The sequence below is a fragment of the Enterobacter sp. RHBSTW-00994 genome (assembly GCF_013782625.1).
In the GTDB taxonomy this organism is placed as follows: Bacteria; Pseudomonadota; Gammaproteobacteria; order Enterobacterales; family Enterobacteriaceae; genus Enterobacter.
In genome coordinates, this window is sequence record NZ_CP056199.1 from 960,978 (window position 1) to 978,373 (window position 17,396).

General features: G+C 51.9%; 10 protein-coding genes. 6 read left to right on the forward strand and 4 right to left on the reverse strand.

The annotated features are described in order from the left end of the window. Positions 1-3 precede the first annotated feature (3 nt). The 5 genes from HV346_RS04525 (at position 4) to HV346_RS04545 (ending at position 13,828) form a co-directional block, all read left to right on the forward strand. Entirely contained in the window at positions 4-9,321 is a 9,318-nt protein-coding gene (locus tag HV346_RS04525) for a hemagglutinin repeat-containing protein (RefSeq protein WP_181622381.1), read from the forward strand. Positions 9,322-9,619: 298 nt separating this feature from the next. Beyond that, the gene (locus HV346_RS04530; protein ID WP_181622382.1) at positions 9,620-11,002 is read left to right on the forward strand and encodes a VENN motif pre-toxin domain-containing protein; all 1,383 of its coding nucleotides are present in this window, start codon (positions 9,620-9,622) and stop codon (positions 11,000-11,002) included. 3 nt (positions 11,003-11,005) lie between these two features. After that, positions 11,006-11,458: a hypothetical protein gene (locus HV346_RS04535; protein WP_181622383.1), complete on the forward strand. Its 453-nt coding sequence runs from the start codon at positions 11,006-11,008 to the stop codon at positions 11,456-11,458. 199 nt (positions 11,459-11,657) lie between these two features. Continuing rightward, on the forward strand, positions 11,658-12,332 hold the full coding sequence (locus HV346_RS04540) for a hypothetical protein (protein WP_181622384.1): 675 nt from the start codon (positions 11,658-11,660) through the stop codon (positions 12,330-12,332). A 384-nt stretch (positions 12,333-12,716) separates the two neighbouring features. After that, positions 12,717-13,828, forward strand: a protein-coding gene (locus HV346_RS04545; RefSeq protein WP_181622385.1) for an IS3 family transposase whose coding sequence is annotated in 2 segments (ribosomal slippage) — positions 12,717-12,978 and positions 12,978-13,828 — 1,113 coding nt in all. Because the reading frame shifts where the segments join, the coding sequence is not laid out codon by codon here. Between the two features lie 100 nt (positions 13,829-13,928). Here HV346_RS04545 and HV346_RS04550 read toward each other — a convergent pair. Both HV346_RS04550 and HV346_RS04555 read right to left on the reverse strand, forming a co-directional pair. Next, on the reverse strand, positions 13,929-14,246 hold the full coding sequence (locus tag HV346_RS04550) for a hypothetical protein (RefSeq protein ID WP_181622386.1): 318 nt from the start codon (positions 14,244-14,246) through the stop codon (positions 13,929-13,931). 117 nt (positions 14,247-14,363) lie between these two features. Then, positions 14,364-15,275, reverse strand: coding sequence for an alpha/beta hydrolase (locus tag HV346_RS04555; RefSeq protein ID WP_181622387.1), 912 nt, complete (start codon positions 15,273-15,275; stop codon positions 14,364-14,366). Positions 15,276-15,435: 160 nt separating this feature from the next. On the opposite strand from HV346_RS04555, the gene HV346_RS04560 reads away from it, so the two are divergent. Further along, positions 15,436-16,056, forward strand: a complete 621-nt coding sequence (locus tag HV346_RS04560) for a LysE family translocator (protein WP_181622388.1) — start codon at positions 15,436-15,438, stop codon at positions 16,054-16,056. 35 nt (positions 16,057-16,091) lie between these two features. Here the strand turns inward: HV346_RS04560 and HV346_RS04565 are convergent, their stop codons facing one another. Together HV346_RS04565 and HV346_RS04570 are read right to left on the reverse strand one after the other, a co-directional pair. Beyond that, complete coding sequence (locus tag HV346_RS04565; protein ID WP_181622389.1) at positions 16,092-16,799, reverse strand: methyltransferase domain-containing protein; 708 nt, start codon at positions 16,797-16,799, stop codon at positions 16,092-16,094. A gap of 9 nt (positions 16,800-16,808) precedes the next feature. Further along, positions 16,809-17,066, reverse strand: coding sequence for a YjhX family toxin (locus HV346_RS04570; protein WP_181622390.1), 258 nt, complete (start codon positions 17,064-17,066; stop codon positions 16,809-16,811). Positions 17,067-17,396 lie beyond the last annotated feature (330 nt).

Genomic DNA, 17,396 nt, shown 5'->3' on the forward strand with positions numbered 1-17,396 from the left:
CCCATGAACAGGCTTTTATACCGCATCGTTTTCAACAAGGCCCGCGGCATGCTGATGGTCGTTGCCGAAATCGCCCGCTCCTGTTCAGGGTCATCCCCCGCTTCCGGCATCGGTCATACCCATTCGCGCATGACGGGTAAACTCAGCGCTATCAGTTTCAGCCTGTGGCTGGCTGCCGGAGTCATTCAGCCGGTACAGGCGGCGATCATGGCAGACAAATCCGCCCCCGGTAACCAGCAACCTACGATCATCGGGACCGCCAACGGTACGCCGCAGGTCAATATCCAGACACCTTCTGCCGGTGGCGTGTCACGCAACACATACCGTCAGTTCGATGTTGACCAGAAGGGTGTGATTCTTAATAACTCCCGTCAGAACACGTCCACGCAACTCGGGGGCATGGTCTCCGCGAACCCGTGGCTGGCAAAAGGCGAAGCGAAAGTTATCCTCAATGAAATCAATGCGCGCGATCCGAGTAAACTGAACGGCTATATTGAAGTTGCCGGACAAAAAGCGCAGGTAGTGATTGCAAACCCCTCGGGGATCGCCTGTGACGGCTGTGGTTTTATCAATGCAGGGCGAACCACGTTGACCACGGGTTCTGTACAGATGCAAAACGGCAGTATCTCCGGGTATCAGGTTGATCACGGTGATATCGTGATCGGTGGCAAAGGAATGGATTCCACGCGTCAGGATCATACCGATATCATTGCCCGCGCAGTGAAGATCAATGCCGCCCTTCATGCAAATGACCTGAAGATCACTACCGGACGTAACCGGGTGGATGCGGCGCATGAACAGGTGACGGCTTCTGTAGATAACGGGGCGGCTAAACCCCTGTTTGCGCTGGATGTGTCGCAGGTTGGCGGAATGTACGCCGGTAAAATCCGCCTGCGTGGTACTGAAAAAGGTGTGGGTGTACGCAATGCCGGGCACATGGGGGCCGCCACCGGCGAAGTGAAAATCACTGCCGACGGGATGATTGAAAACAGCGGAACCCTCACCGCCAGAGGAGATACCACGCTTGCCAGCAACGCCAGTGTGAACAACAGCGGTGCCATTTGGTCGTCATCCGATGCAAATATCACGGCAACAGACCATGTACAAAACAGTGGTTCTGTCGCGGCCTCCCGCCATACACGCGTGAATGCGACGGGTATCACCAGCACAGCAGCCGCTACGCTAGCCTCGGGGATTACGTCAGAGGGGAAAATCGGCAACAGCGGCGATTTAACCCTTACCGCATCAGGACAGCTTGAAGCGCACGGTCTGAATGTCGCCGCTGGTGATATCCACGCATCAGGTCAGGGACTGGATGTGTCAGACAGTCGGACACAGGCGAAAAATATCACCCTGGATGCCAGGCAGCAAAATCTCAGCACTGCCGGGGCGCGACTCATTGCCGACGGTACACTGCAAGCTACCACGACCGGAACACACAATAACAACGGAGGTTTGCTGGCTGGCGATACACTGTCGCTGACGGCAAAACGTCTTCAGAACCATCGGGGACAGATTGTCCAGAGCGGCAAACAGACGCTGATACTGAACCATCAGGATGGTATTGATAACCGCGAGGGAAGGATTGCGGCAAATGCCACAGACCTGACGCTTCAGGCCAGCACAATTGACAACCGTGACGGTGAGATTACCCATGCAGGCAACGGTACACTGACCATTTCCTCAGCCGCCTTCACCGGAGACCAGGGGAGTATTGCCTCGTCCGGAGCGCTCACGCTGAAGGGACGTGACCTGGTGCTGGACGGCAGTTCCACCACCGCCGAGGGGATCCACATTGATGCGGATAATCTCTCACACCGTGACGGTCAATTGATACAGACTGGTCAGGAGACGATGGTACTGGATGTACGCCACGCTACCGATAACCGTGGCGGGCTGATCGCAGCAAACGGCAATGTTGCCCTTAACACCACGGGCCTTGATAACCGGCAAGGACAGATCCTGGCGGCTGAGTCGGGAAGTCTTGTGGTCAGCGCATCAGGACCGACCGACAACCGGGAAGGTGTTCTGGCCGCCGCAGACAACGTGACCGTGACCACGGGTCAACTGTACAACGATGACGGGCAAATCAGTGCGGAGAAGGGAAAAGCGCAACTGAGCAGCACCGGACTGCTGAGCAACACCAACGGGCAGATAGCGGCAAATGGCGCACTGGACATCACTGCGGGCGGTCTGGACTCACGGCAGGGATTGCTTTTCGGTGAAACGATGTCCCTGTCTCTGGATAACCAGCGACTGAACAACCTGGAAGGGGTCATCGCTGCGCGGAAAAATATCACTATCAGCAGCGGAGCGCTCAATAACACCGCCGGATTGATCCAGTCTGGTGGCGATATGCGTATCAATACGCACGGTTACACTCTCAATAATCGTGACTCGCAAACGGCGGGGATCATCAGTTTCGGAAAACTGGATGTGGCATCCGGAGCACTCGACAATCAGAACGGATTACTGGCTGGTGGCGGAGATACCACGCTCACCGGGGCTACGGTGGACAACCGTAATGGCGTACTGGCCTCCGAGGCTGACCTGTCGCTGGTGGCGCAAAGCACCGATAACCATCACGGTACAATCAGTGCCGCACTGGATCTGACCCTGACATTGGCGGGTGTGCTGAACAACCAGCAGGGTGTTGTCAGCTCGGGGAAAAATCTGACCCTCACCACCTCACAACTGGATAATCTGCAGGGAGTGCTCGTCTCCGGTGCTGATGCAACACTGACCAGCACTCAGACAAGCAACCAGCAGGGGCAGATTGCCGCCCTGGGAAATCTCATGCTCACCGGCCAGACGCTGGATAACAATAACGGAGGTCTGGTACAAAGCGGCGCCGATATGACACTGGCCATCGGGGATATCAGCAACCGCAACAGCGGCGACACAGGCGGCATGACCAGCGTGGGGAATATGCAGATAACCGCTACTACCCTGCTCAATGACCAGGGATTGCTGTTTAGCGGAAAACAGATCACGCTGGACACGGGTCGTTTCAGCAATATCGCAGGCACCCTTGTTGCGCAGGAACAGCTCAGACTTTCTACCCGCAGCGATATCGATAACCGGGAAGGTTTACTCCAGGGAAATGGAGTTATTGTTAACACGGGTGACCATCTATTGGATAACCAGGATGGCACGATTTACAGTCTGGCCGCCATGCAACTGGCAACAGCGGGGTTGAACAATCAGAACGGAACGCTCGGAGCCAAAAGCGATTTTACCCTGAATGCCTCATGGCTTGATAACAGTCTGGGGGGCCGTATCGTAGGTGAGCAGGCATCCACATTTACCGTAAACCGCCTTGATAACCGCAATGGTCAGATTCAGAGCGTCGGCGGTCTGCTGATTAATGCGGTACAGGGTGTGATTGATAACACGCTGGGGCTTATCCGCAGTGGCGCGACGCTCACGTTAAGCGCCGCCTCGCTGATAAACCGCGATACACTGGCTGCAGAAAAAGGAATTGAGGGACTGGACGTCGAGGTTAACGGCCAGACGCTGGATAACACAAACGGCATGCTCCTGTCCGGACAGAATCTGACCATCAAAAATGCCGGTACACTCAATAATACCCGTGGCGAACTCGCCGCAGGCGGTGCACTGTCGCTAGGGGGAACCGCGTTTAATCTGGTCAATACCGCTGGCGTGGCGAAAGCGGGAGAAAATGCTACCGTTCAGGCTGACCGTATTAGTGGTGACGGCCAGCTACTGTCCCTCGGAGATATGGTGCTAAGCAGCCGTCAGGATATTATCAATACCAGGGAGATCGTTGCCAATGGCAACCTCACCCTCACCACGCCGGGGCTGGTAAGCAACAGTGGAAAACTGCTGGCAGGCGCTAAACTCGACCTCACCTCCGACAACTTGTACAACAGTGCCGCCGGGGAGATTGCCGCGGGCTACACCTGGCTGACGGTTGCAAACACGCTGACGAACTACGGCCTGATTGACGGAAACTGGACACTTCTCAAAGCAGGAACACTGACCAATACTGGCACCGGACGTATCTATGGGGATTACGTCGGTATTCAGGCCAACACACTCAATAACCTGGCCGAAAACAGCATAGCGGCCACCATCGCCGGGCGCGAGCGCGTGGATATCGGTGCGGGTACTCTCAATAACCGCGACCATGCCCTGATTTACAGCGCCGGTGACATGGTTCTCGGTGGCAGACTGGATGCAAACGGGATAGCGACCGGTCAGGCTGGCGTGCTGAATAACCACAGCTCAACTATTGAGTCTGCCGGAAATATGTTGCTCTCTGTCGGGCAACTCAACAACATCAATGACCATTTCAGCACTGAGGTGGTCGGGGTCTCCTCAGAGACTCTCCACGAATATCAGCATAACGGCTCCCCGAACCGCTGGGATGCAAATGCGGAAGGCGTGTTTGTTGACAGGAACTCCTCTGACAGTCTGCTTAACCTGAATACCCCAGAAGATACCGGACATAACAATGATAATTTCTATGAATATCAGTACACCAGGACCATCGAAGAAGAGGTAGTAAAGGAAAGCGATCCGGGAAAAATCCTTTCGGGTGGACATTTGTCTATTAGTGCAGACCATGTGCTGAATGACAAAAGTCAGATCGTGGCTGGCGGGACGTTGGGTATCCTGGCCGATACCGTGGATAACGTGATGCCGGAAGGTCGTCGCTGGATAACGGATGAAGGTACGGTAACGCACTACTCGCGTAAGACCAGTAAAGGTTCAGATTCACAGCGCAAAAGCACATCTGACTATGTTCCCCCTGTGATAATTCAGAGTATCAGCCTGCACCCAGGCAGACTGGAGGGAAACAGCACCATTAACGGTAGCGGGTTTCAGCTCGATTCCGTGACGCCGCAGGGAACCTCCACCACCATCAATGATACCGAAAGCATTACCGCGGGCGTTAGCGGGCGTGATATCAGCGTCGCAGACATTTCATCCCGTCAGCCTGTGGTGTTGAAGCCGGGGCTGCAGTTTGAAGTTCCTGTGAGCGGTGGTGTTTCCGATGACAACAATCATCAGACGGTGGTTCGCATTACCGGGCCGAATACGCAATTACCGGACAACAGTCTGTTCAGAACCCACCCTGAACCTGGTTCGGCGTATCTGGTGGAAACCGATCCGCGTTTTACGAATAACAAACAGTGGCTTGGCAGCGACTACATGCAGAATGCGTTCTCCACGGATCACGACAACATGCACAAGCGTCTGGGTGACGGTTATTATGAGCAACGACTGGTTCGCGAACAAATTATAGCCCTGACAGGTGGACGCTACCTCGGCGATCACCGGGATGACGAAACACAGTTTAAAGCACTGATGGACGCAGGGATTTCGTTCGGCCAGAAATACAACCTGATTCCCGGCGTAGCACTAACCGCAGAGCAGATGAGCCTGCTCACTGACGATATGGTATGGCTGGTAAATACTCAGGTACAGCTTGCAGATGGAAGCTGGCAGACAGTCATGGTGCCACAAGTCTATGTCCGCGTGAAACCGGGGGATATTGACGGCTCAGGCGCCCTGCTGGGCGGGCAGAATGTGGTGATGAACCTCAACAACAACCTGGTGAACAGCGGTACTGTCAGTGGGCGCGAGGGGGTTCAGCTCAGCGCTGACAACATCACTAATAAAGCGGGCACTATCCAGGGGGCTGATGTCAGCCTTCAGGCACGGACCGATATCAATAATATTGGTGGAATCATCAACGGGAATAACTCGGTACTGGCAAGCGCCGGACGCGACATCAATGTCACGACCACCACCCGCAGTGCACAGAGCGTATCCGGGAATAACAGTTTTGAGCGCACCACTATTGAACGCATGGGTGGCATTTATGTTCAGGCGGATGACGGCAAACTCTCCCTCGCAGCAGGTCGGGACATCAGCCTTACCGGGGCGCAGGTGGTTAACAATGGTAAGAACAGTCAGACGGTACTGAGCGCAGAGCGCGACCTGAATTTGAATACTGTCGCCACATCCGCCAGCGATAACATCACCTGGGACAAAAATAACTGGCTGAAACAGTCCGCCACGCAGCATACCGGCAGTGAAGTCAGCGGCGCGGGTTCAGTGGTGATGGTGGCAGGCCAGGATGTGAATGCACAGGCTGCCACAGTGTCTGCCGGTAGCAGTCTTGGCGTCGGTGCGGGACGGGATATCAACATTACCGCGGCAACTGACAGCAGTGAATTTGAATCCAGACACAAATACACTGGCAGTAACGGGGCGTTCTCGAAAACCACGATCACCACACATGATATGGTGAATAGCGAAACCGCACAGGGTTCGGTGTTCAGCGGTGACAATGTGAAGATGCAGGCAGGGAATAATCTCCAGGTACAGGGCAGCCATATCGTTGCAGACAACGATGTTCAGCTTAAAGCCGGAAACGATCTGATCATCACCACCGCCGAAGAGCGCAGTGCTGAAAGCCACCAGAAGCGGAAGAAAACATCGGGCCTCTCGGGGACAGGCGGTATCGGCGTGACTTACGGTAGCCAGAGTCTGAAGGTGACTGATACAGCACAGAGTGTGGCGCAACGAGGTAGCACCGTGGGTTCCGTTAACGGCAATGTCACCCTCAGCGCGGGCAATGACCTGAAGGTAAAAGGCTCTGATTTGATCGCAGGCAACAACATGACTCTGGTGGGTAAAAACGTCAGTGTTATATCAGCAACAGAAAACAGTCGCCAGACACACGAAGTGGAACAAAAGAGTTCCGGCTTCACCCTGGCCCTTTCTGGCGCGGCGGGCAGCGCCGTTAACAGCGCGGTGCAGTCCGCAAATCAGGCAAAAGGGAGCGATAATGACCGTCTTGCAGCACTCCAGGGGGTAAAAGCGGCACTCTCCGGCATCCAGGCGTCACAGGCAGTCCGTATGGATGAGGCTCAGGGAGACCGGGCGTCCAATAACAATACCGTAGGCGTCAGCCTTTCTTATGGCAGCCAGTCGTCAAAATCCACCCAGACCAGCGAGCAGACCACAGCAAAAGGCAGCAGCCTGACTGCCGGGAATAATCTGGCCGTCATTGCTACCGGTTCCGGCCAGAAAGGCCAGGACGGCGACATTCTGATACAGGGCAGCCAGATCAACGCGGGTAATGATGTCCTTCTGTCTGCGAACCGTGATGTGAACCTGTTTTCGGCAGAAAACACCTCCAGGCTTGATGGTAAAAATGAAAGCAAGGGGGGCAGCGTAGGTTTGGGTATCGGTGCAGGTTCCGGCGGTTGGGGAATTAATGTCTCGGCCAGTGTCAATGCCGGTAAAGGCAGCGAAAAAGGCAACGGCACCACCCACACTGAAACCACCGTGGAAGCAGGCAACAACCTGACTATCAACAGCGGACGTGATGCAAATCTTATCGGGGCGCAAGTCAGCGGCGAGAGCGTGACGGCTGATATCGGGCGTGACCTGACCATCAGAAGTGAACAGGATTCCGACAGTTATCACAGCAAACAGCAGAACGTCAATGCAGGTGCCAGCTTCAATTTTGGTTCGATGACGGGCTCTGCCAGTGTTAACGCCAGCCGTGACAAAATGGACAGTAACTATAAGTCGGTTAATGAGCAGAGCAGGATAACCGCAGGCAGCGGCGGTTATGATATTAAGGTTGGGGGACATACCCAGCTTGACGGTGCGGTTATCGCCTCTTCAGCCACTGATGATAAGAACCGTCTGGATACCGGCACGCTGGGCTGGAGCGACATCCACAACGAAGCGGAATATAAGGTTGAACACCAGAGCGTCGGGATGAGTACCGGCGGCAGCATCGGCGGGCAGTTCGCCGGAAATATGGCAAACACCCTGCTCAGCGGCGGAAACAGCAGTGGCAGCGCTGAAGGCACCACCTCGTCGGCCATCAGCGGCGGTAACATTATTATCCGGGATAAAGAGAACCAGCAGCAGAACGTGGATGACCTGTCCCGTGACACGGCAAACGCCAACGGCAGTATCGGTCAGATATTTGATAAGGAAAAAGAGCAGCAGAAAATACAGGAATCGCAACTCATCAGCGACATTGGTACCCAGGTATCGGATATCGCCAGAACGGAAGATGTCATTTCAGCCTCACAGAAAGCCAGCGAAAAACGTCAGAACGCCTCACAGGAAGAACGTGATGCGGCAAAATCCGAATGGGAAAAAGCGCATCCGGGTAAAACGGTGACAGGCGCTGATATTGGTGAAGTGATTTACCAGAATGCCTATGCTGACGCAATGAAGGATGCCACCAATGGCACTGGCAGCCGTACCCAGCAGGCTATTCAGGCGGTGACGGCAGCAGTACAGGGTCTGGCCGGTGGTGATATGAATGCGGCCATTGCAGGTGCGGCAGCGCCGTATATTGCAGAAGTGATTGGGCATCAGTCCGGTCTTGAAGGTATGAGTAAAGTGGCGGCTCACGCAGTGGCAAATGCGGTACTGGCGTCCATGCAGGGGCAGAACGCGCTGGCGGGTGCGGCAGGTGCCGCCAGCGGTGAACTGACCGGGATGATAGCCCTGGAGATGTACGGTAAACCGCTCAGCGAACTGAGCGAGACAGAGAAACAGACCATCAGTGCACTGGCGACCATCGCATCCGGTATTGCCGGGGGACTGGCAGGCGACAGTACCTCATCGGCACTGGCCGGGGCCCTGTCAGGCAAGACGACGGTTGAGAATAACAGCCTGGCGCATGTTCTGGCTGCGATAGAAGCAAATAAGCCGGGAACAGTTGATTCATGGACAAAAGAACAGCAGGCTGCAATTAAAGAAGCATGTAGTGGTGGTACACCTGTATCATGTGAAACCGTAGTGGCTGCTATGGGCAGTGCTATGGTATGGCCATTTTTACCGGAAATGATGGCAACAACCAGTCTTGTTGGTGCCGGGGCCAATGCCGGTGTTGGTTATACCATCAACGGTGAAATAAATCTTAATGATGTTATTCTCGGATACTGGACGGGTTTATTCACAGCAAACACCGGAATTTGGGGAACTGTAGCTATAAATGCTGGTAGTGGCGCGACATCAAGTTACCTTAAAGGTGATGACCCGTGGAAAGGCGGGGTAATTAGTGGCGCGGCGTCTGGGGTCGGTTATGGTATCGGAAAAGTTACACAGAACTCCCTTGATAAAATTTTTAACCCGATGAAGCCTTGGAAAGACTGGCTTTGGACGGATGTCGGAATGGGTATATCGAAACCATTGCCGTTAGATCCGTTGCCTGGAATGTTTGGGAATGCAGGTTCCAGCTTGACTACAGAAATCATAAATGATCAAGCAGGTAAAGTTGATCTCAACAAATTGAAGGGAGAACAGAAATGACCTTCAAGGGATTGATTTTAATGTATATCATTCTTCTTTTGACAAGCGTTTTAGCCTTAAATATTTTTTCGCTGTTGGTATTTCTTGGCACAAGGATATTTTTCTGGTTTGCATTCAATGTACCATTTGAACTACCAAGTGATGATTTGATCAAATATTGTAAAGCATCGACCTTTGCTGGAGTGGTGATCGCAACGGGCTGTTGGTGGATTTATTACCAACGTTTCAGACGAAATTACAAGCGAAAGTAAAGAAAGGTCTGTAGGCCTACAGCTACAGTTGAAAAGAGCAGCAGAAGATGCAGGAATCGCAGCTCATCAGCGACATTGGTACCCAGGTATCGGATATCGCCAGAACGGAAGATGTCATTTCAGCCTCACAGAAAGCCAGCGAAAAACGTCAGAACGCCTCACAGGAAGAACGTGATGCGGCAAAATCCGAATGGGAAAAAGCGCATCCGGGTAAAACGGTGACAGACGCTGATATTGGTGAAGTGATTTACCAGAATGCCTATGCTGACGCAATGAAGGATGCCACCAATGGCACTGGCAGCCGTACCCAGCAGGCTATTCAGGCGGTGACGGCAGCAGTACAGGGTCTGGCCGGTGGTGATATGAATGCGGCCATTGCAGGTGCGGCAGCGCCGTATATTGCAGAAGTGATTGGGCATCAGTCCGGTCTTGAAGGTATGAGTAAAGTGGCGGCTCACGCAGTGGCAAATGCGGTACTGGCGTCCATGCAGGGGCAGAACGCGCTGGCGGGTGCGGCAGGTGCCGCCAGCGGTGAACTGACCGGGATGATAGCCCTGGAGATGTACGGTAAACCGCTCAGCGAACTGAGCGAGACAGAGAAACAGACCATCAGTGCACTGGCGACCATTGCATCCGGTATTGCCGGAGGACTTGCAGGCGACAGTACCTCATCGGCACTGGCCGGGGCACAGTCAGGCAAGACGACGGTTGAGAATAACTCGCTCAGTGTTGTGATGCAGGGTGGAAAACTGGCTGCGCAGGGCTGCATGAAAATATCTGCCTGTCGTGATCGGCTGGTTGCCAGTGGGCTTGGGGCTCTGCTGGGCGTCGGAGCATCCACATCGGCAATGGATGCGCTGTCGAATGATGAGAAGATGAACCTGATTTATGTGGCATCGCTCAATGATCCTGCACAGCTCAACCAATTAAATGATGCTCAGAAAGCCGCCTATGAGTCCCTGACGGGTAAGACGATCACCAGTACTGGTGGTACGCAGGTTATCAATCCGGGGCCGTCAAACACCGGTGGAGACCAGACTGTAACCGGAAATGTGCCTTCCAACACAGGGAATAACCAGTCTTCAGGTCAGGGGGTACCCAATACAGGTAACACTGATGGCAATCCTGATACTGGTGGCATTACTACGGTTACACCGATTCCGGAAGGCCCAAGTAAAGATGACTTGGCTTATCTGGCCCTTAAAGGCAAAGAGGCACAAGACGCCGCTCAAAATTTAGGGTTCGATCGCAGAATTCCACCACAGAAAGCACCATTTAATTCTCATGGTCAGCCCGTTTATTCTGACGGAAAAAACTATATCACTCCTGACATTGATAGCCATAATGTAACAAATGGTTGGAAAATGTTTGACCGTAAAGGGAATAGAATAGGAACGTATGATAGCAATCTGAACAGGATTAAGGATTAATATATGTTTGGTATTTTCCCTGACGACAATCCGATGAATATTGATGGTGAACTTGTATTGCCTGCTTCTATTGTTATAGATGAATTCACGGAAAAGATGAATATTCCCTTAACATACTGGAGTATAGAAGATTACAAGCTATCTTGGCTAAGATCTCTTGAAGAAGGATTGATAACTAAAAAGCATGCTACTTTAGCGGTATCAATGTATGAATCTAAAAGTGTTAATTTCATATTCACATGGCTTTTATATTTTCAGGGGGATAAGGTTTTTATACAAAATAAAATACTTTTTCTTGACGAATGTGACGGTTTTACTGCTATTAGGATTAATGATTTTGTAGAACCACGTTCTATTTACACTGAGGATGGTATCAAAATTTCTGAATGGATTACTGATTTAGACAGTGTGATCGATTTTTATAAGGCCCTTAGGCAGTGGAAGACATCCCGCTGATAGTTGATGAGATGTTTGTTCAGATGTCTGAAAAGTTACTTTAGTTTCGATTACTGACGCCCCAGAAGATCATTGGGATTGGCGGGGCGGTAGCGTGTTCGGGCGAAAAAGGTGCGTTGGGATAAAAAGTTGGTAGGCAGGAAGTACAGCGAAAAAAATGGCTGTAACTCACTGAAATAACAGGGATAAACCGGATGCATTGCAGCAACCTGTGTCGGAAAGAGTTGTTGTTGAGAATAATAACCTCGCTGCCGTGCTGGCAGCAGCCGAAAAACAAAAACCAGGTACTGTCGAAAAATGGGAACAGCAGACTCAGGAAGCAATTAAAGAAGCCTGTAGTGGCAATACTCCAGTATCCTGTGAGCTTGCTGTAGCTGGTCTGGGAACAGTAATGTCTGGTGGTGTTTTGCCGGGAGCAATGGTTGCATCAGGAGCGGTAAGTGCCAGTGCCGTGACTGTTGTTGATTTATGGCTTAATGGGGAAGTTGATCCTAAAAACGTGATTGCAGCCTACTGGGCTGGAGCTGTAACCAGAGATATGGGATTCAAAGGAACTGTAACTGTAAATGCTGCCAGTGGAGCAGTAACTAATTATCTGGATGGTAAGAATCCTTTCCTTTATGGAACGATCAGTGGCGTTGGTAGTGCTATCGGTTATGGTATTGGCAATAAAATACTCGCGCCTAAGTTGGATGAATTTTTCAATCCAACATGGAAAACATTGAACTGGGATGACATCGGCATGGGGATATCAAGACCAACGACGTTAAGCCCTATTCCTTCTATATCAGGAACATTTGGTGGTGGGCTATCAAGTGAATACATCAATGTCATAACCTCGCCTGATAAAAAAATAGATGAGGCTAATAAATGAGAAATAAGAAACGTAAATATGTCTTGGCTTTTTTTTTCATAACTATATCAATGGCTCTGACAGGAGCAATTGTTGTATCACTAACTCATGCCGTAGCTAAGCTATATCTCTTTTTTAATTCTGGCATACCTTTATTCTCTCATCTACCTGAGTTTTACAAAGGTATAAAGGCAGGTATGTTTGGCGGGGCCATAGCAGGTTTTGGGTGTTGGTGCATATATTTCTGGAATAGAAAAAAATAGGAAATTGCAAATGAAAATTAAGTTACTGGCAGTATTACCGTTATCACTAATGGTAAGTGAGATTGTAAGCATCCCGGTAAACCGGACCATTCACATTTAGAGATCTTCCGGCATACTGAATATGTCCCCGGAGGAGATCGCCATGCGCAAAGCCCGATTCACCGAACACCAGATCATCGCCGTTCTGAAGTCTGTCGAAGCCGGACGTACCGTCAAGGATGTCTGCCGCGAAGCCGGTATTTCCGAAGCCAGCTATTACAACTGGAAAGCGAAGTTCGGCGGTATGGAAGCCTCTGATATCAAAAAGATGAAGGACCTTGAGGATGAAAACCGCCGGCTGAAACAGATGTTTGCGGACCTGAGTCTCGAATGCCGCGCCCTGAAAGACGTTATTGAAAAAAAGCTTTAAAACCAGCGATAAAGCGTGAGCTGGTCAGCTATCTGACCGCACAGTTTGCCATGAGCTTACGTCAGGCCTGCAGGACGTTATCGCTGAGCAGGACGGTATTTCGTTATCAGCCGGATACGCGACGTGATGAGCCGGTGATTATGGCGCTGACCGTGGCGGCTGAACGCTATCCGCGATACGGATTTAAAAAGCTTTTTCAGATACTGCGCAGGCAGGGCAACGCCTGGAACCATAAAAGAGTTCACCGTATTTACTGCCTGCTGAAACTGACTTTTCGCCGTAAGGGAAAACAGCGCCTGCCGGTGCGCAATCCGGCTTCGCTGGCTACACCAGAGGCGATGAACCAGAGCGGGTCCATCGATTTTATGCACGATGCGCTGGTGTGTGGCAGACGTTTCAGGACCTTCAACGTGGTGGATGATTATAACCGGGAAGCGCTGGCGATCGAAATTGACCTGAATATCCCGGCGCAGCGGGTTGTCAGAGTGCTGGACAGGATCGTGGCAAACCGCGGATATCCGCTGAAGATGCGGATGGATAACGGTCCGGAGCGGGTCTTGCTGACGCTGGCACAATGGTCAGAAGAGCATGGTGTGATGCTGGAATTTATCAGGCCCGGCAAGCCAACACAGAATGCCTTTATCGAACGATTCAAGCGGACGTACCGGACAGAAATACTGGATTTTTATCTGTTCAGAACCCTGAACGAAGCACGTGAAATTACAGAGCGCTGGCTGGCTGAATATAACAGCGAGCGCCCCCATGAATCCCTGAATAACCTGACGCCGGAAGAATACCGGCTGATGGCTGAAACCCCGGAAATCTCAAAAAGTGCGTGGAACTAAAACGGGTGCGCTGACAAGTTGGCCTGGTTTTCAAAAAATATGTGGAACTCAAATCGGTCTATTTACAATCGATAATAGCCAGAATATTTTCCATATCCTGTTATTTACTGACAGGTTCCATATCATAGACATAGTCGCCAATCACCGCTTTGATTGAAAATCCTGCACCAATATCTCGGGTCATGACCACAGCCTCAGGCATATAAGAATAGGCATAGTGATAAGAATTACAGGTTAGCGTCCAGCCATTGGTTAACGGTATTTTTTTATCGTAATCACAGCCTTCGAAATCACCGTCTACTTTTGTCACTTTTGCTACGGTATAGCCTTCTAAATCAGACAGGTTGCTGCCTTCCAGGGCATACGATGTGGGGGATAATGTGATTAAAGCCAGGAAAGAAAAATACAGTCCCTTCATTTTATTCCCTTTATTGAAAGATAAGTTGCCGAAGAGGGGGATTATACTCTTCAGAGCAGGAGCCTGAAAGGCGTTCTGCCTGGTGTGAGTCTTTCCCTTTGAGGCAAACAACGGGTTTTAACCACCTGCGTTACTCTGCTGCAACCATTTCTTATACTCTCCAGGCCATTCCACGGTCTCTGTACCCGTTTTTCCCATCCCGAATCCATGCCCTCCGGTTGGGTAGCGATGCATTTCCACCGGCACACCATGTTTCTGACAGGCGTCATACATGATTAACGAATTATGTGGATCAGAACGTGGGTCATCTTTGGCCTGCACGATAAAACATGGCGGCGTCTGGGATGAGACGTAATGTTGCACTGACCACGCTGCTTCTTCTGAAGCCGTGGCGTGTGGCCCAACGAGGATCCGATGCGTTGAGGTATGGGTATAGGGTTTTTCAAGCGTGATAATCGGGTAGATCAGAGCTGTGCGATCCGCGCTGGCAGGTAATTCATCAATCGCATCCTGGGGCGTATAAGCGCGATAGTCAGGCCGCGTTGCTGCCATTCCCAGCAGATGCCCACCTGCTGAAAATCCCAGAACGCTTACTTGTTTCTCGCGCTGGCGGATAATTCGCAGTGCCCGTTGAGCGTCCTGTAGCGCCACCTGGTTTCCGTCATGCCAGCCTTCGCCTGGCAGTCGGTAGTGAAGAATATAGGCGGTATAACCTCTTGCGATAAGCCACCGGGCAGCAGGCAAAGCCTCTTTGCCATCCTGAATCTGTTTGTAGCCGCCCCCCGCGGCAATCAACACGCCGTGGCCGATGGGGGAGGAGGGGAGCAGAATGCTCAGGCCCGGAACGGTGATGTTCCGCAGTGCGCCAGAATGAGACTGAATCACCCTCCCTTCAGGCCCGCCGCCACCGGGTGGGGGTCCTTTCCACAACGGGATGTTTATGGGGGCTATGAGTCCGGTAGAGGCAAAGGAAAGCCGAGCCGTCGCCATTGTGGCGGCCAGACCCATCAAAAAGTGGCGGCGGTTCATGCTGAGATCTCCGGGAAAACACCCGGATCATTAAAGCAGTTAAGCGGGGAGGATGAAGAAGTGGTGTAAAACTGTTTCATACCTGGTCTTTGCCCCATTAATTTTTAGTGTTGCGGCAATGTTAACTTTCTACTAGTCTTTCCGCTTTCGGAGAAACACGATGTCTGTCACCGATACCCTTCTGGCTTACACATTCGCCGCCACGCTTTTGACACTCACTCCTGGTCTTGATACCGCATTAATCCTGCGTACCGCCGCCGCGGATGGCAGTAAAAAAGCGGTTCATGTGGCTCTGGGCATCGACACCGGCTGTTTTATCTGGGGAGCGTTGGTGGCGTTCGGGCTCGGCGCATTGCTGGCCGTTTCTGAAGTGGCTTACTCGCTGCTGAAATGGTGTGGCGCAGCCTATCTTTGCTGGCTGGGTCTTCAGCTACTGATCCGCCCGCGCCAGCAGTTCTCTCTCTCATCTGATGGCACTACACGGAGCAGTAACGGTTTTTTGCGTGGCATGCTGGGTAATGTCCTGAACCCGAAGATGGGCATTTTCTATGTCTCGTTTCTGCCGCAGTTTATTCCGGCAGGTCATTCCCCGTTTGCCTGGACCTTTTTGTTGGTCGGCATTCATGTGCTGATCGGCACTCTCTGGTCGCTGACGCTGATTATGGCGACCCGCTATGCGGCGGAGGTGCTAAAAAAACCGGCGGTGGTGAAGTGGATGGACAGAACCACCGGCGTGGTATTTCTGCTGTTTGCCGTCAGGCTGGCGATGAGCAAGCGATAAAAAACGCCACCCGTCGGGTGGCGTTGGCGCTTAACTTAGTTTTTGATTCCAGTGAGTTGAATCATATTGAAATAGTCTCCGACTCCGGCCTCCATCATGGAGACCATTATCTCCTGCGCCATGTCGCATTCCATAAAGTCATCCCAGGCCTGCTGGCAGGTGTCCATTTCGCGAACTGTGTTAAGCGTGATGCCCGGCTCTTTTTCCCAGCATGCTTTCCACCAGCGTAGGGGATAGAAATACCATTCCGGCGTCCAGAACGGTTTCACCACGTCGGGGAGGTTGTGCTCGTCGTATTCGCCGATAAACCCAGGTACAGCAACTGCCACATATCCGCCCGTTTTCAGAAATGGCAGCAATGTCGCCAGCATGGTGTTGTTACTGCCGAAATACTGGTATGCATCCACACTGATAATCAGATCAAAGTAGTTGTGGGCAAAAGGAATTGGCTTTGTGGCATCGACCCGGAGTGGGAATATTTGCCTGTCCAGTCCGAGTGCGGCGAAGCGCTCTGCATTTTCAGTGGGTGAGATCCACAAGTCGGCGGCGAAAACGGTCGCATCATATTTTTCCGCCAGCAGGACAGAAGAGATCCCTTTTCCGCAGCCGAGATCCAGAATACGCATCCCCGGCGTTATTGGAAGCGATGCGACCAGCTCTTCGGTGAGTCGCATCGCGTTTGGCCCCATCATGGTATCGCGCAAAAATGCGTGGTCATAATTGTCTGTGTAAGGTGTCTTCATCCCTGCTCCTTAGCGATTATCCAACTGGGCGCGAACGTTATTCAGCCCGGTGGTGTTGATGTGATAGGGCTGGCCGTTAACAGAGCGGATCAGCTTTTTGGTCCGGAGTTTTTTAAAGACGGCGAGTGAGCAATCGCTGAGCAGCAGCCCCTCACGGGTGTAGCACTCAACGGAGGTAATGCGGCCAGCGTTGTTGCGGACGTGCACAATGCGTCCACCTTTGGCGAGAACGTGTAAGGTACGTTGTTCCTGACGGGATAAATTCATACTGGAAAACCTGTTTCATCATCATGCGTAAAAACGAGCCCACACCAGCAGGTGTGTGCGTAAGGTTTAAGCGCAGCGATAACCAGTCCGTCCTGTGAAGGGCGGGATACTGATTATCTGATGATGACATTCTCCAGCATCAAAGCCTCGGTGAGTGTTGAAAAGCATTTACGAGGTGAATGTTATCACGTAAAAAATATGTGGAAATGAAATGGTCGGAAAAGTGTGACGTTGAACAGGCAGGCTTCTCTGTACAGAGAAGCCTGAGAAGTGTCTCAGGCTTCTGTCGTGTGGATCGGGAGTTTTGATTTTCGGCGCATCAGCACAAAT